We start from the raw sequence: 902 nt of genomic DNA, 5'->3' as shown, positions 1-902 counted from the left end.
TACATATTTTGCTGATTCGCATCGCATATTTTGTTTCGATATACCCATAGATTTGTTCAATATCTTTTATCTCTAATGGAGTAATCAATGAGAGAAGTTGAGTTTAGAACGATAGACCGACTATTTATTAAGATGTCTATCAACGACAAAATGTGGGTTATTTTCCTCCTATTTCTGGTGGCACTCACTTCGGTAGCAGGAAGCCGATACCTAAATGATTTGCATCAGTTCGAGCAACAATCTATCGCCAACGTGCAAGCAAAACTAGATGGCATCATTGAAGCTAATCCCACAGATATCTATCAAATTACTGGTATCTCAAAAGCTAACCATCAACAAAAAAGCTTGTTTGCAGATGGTGTTACCACGGTTTATGGCACAACCTCTGCGGGTGAGCTTGTTCGATTGACCGAGCACGCTGGCAATCAATACAACGCCCTGCGCTCCGACGCCCTTACCTCTTTCCTTCTTAGTTTTCTATGGGTTTTGCCGTTTGCAGTATTTTGCTATTGGGTAGCGACATTCATCGGAGGTGCTTTGTGGGTGCTATACACCACAACAGAGAAGATTGGTGACGGTGACTTAACTTCTCGATTGGGCTTTCACCCTGGCCGTGACGAGTTTGGCACCATTGGCTGCGCACTAGATAAGTCGATGGATACATTAAGCGAACTGGTCAATAGCGTAAAAGAAAACGCCAATACGCTAAGTGAAACGTCGTCTGCATTTGAACAAGACATGAAACTGAGCGAAACACAGATTACGCACCAGTACCAAACACTTGATTCTGTCGCAACCGCAATGGAAGAAATGACGGCGTCTGCCAAAGAGGTTTCGAGCATCTCTCAACAAGCGACCATGCAATCGGATCAAGATGCACAAAAAATAGAAACGAGCCGTAG

Annotated in this window: 1 protein-coding gene; it reads left to right on the top strand. The window is 43.6% G+C overall.

All coding sequences use genetic code 11. The annotated features are described in order from the left end of the window. Positions 1 to 87: 87 nt before the first annotated feature. On the top strand, positions 88 to 902 hold an 815-nt coding region (locus R7Q48_RS25580; RefSeq protein ID WP_318132967.1), incomplete at its 3' end, for a methyl-accepting chemotaxis protein.

This window comes from Vibrio sp. 378, from assembly GCF_033339435.1.
Note: the sequence above shows the minus strand (reverse complement) of the source record. Positions and strands in the feature narration are given on the sequence as shown.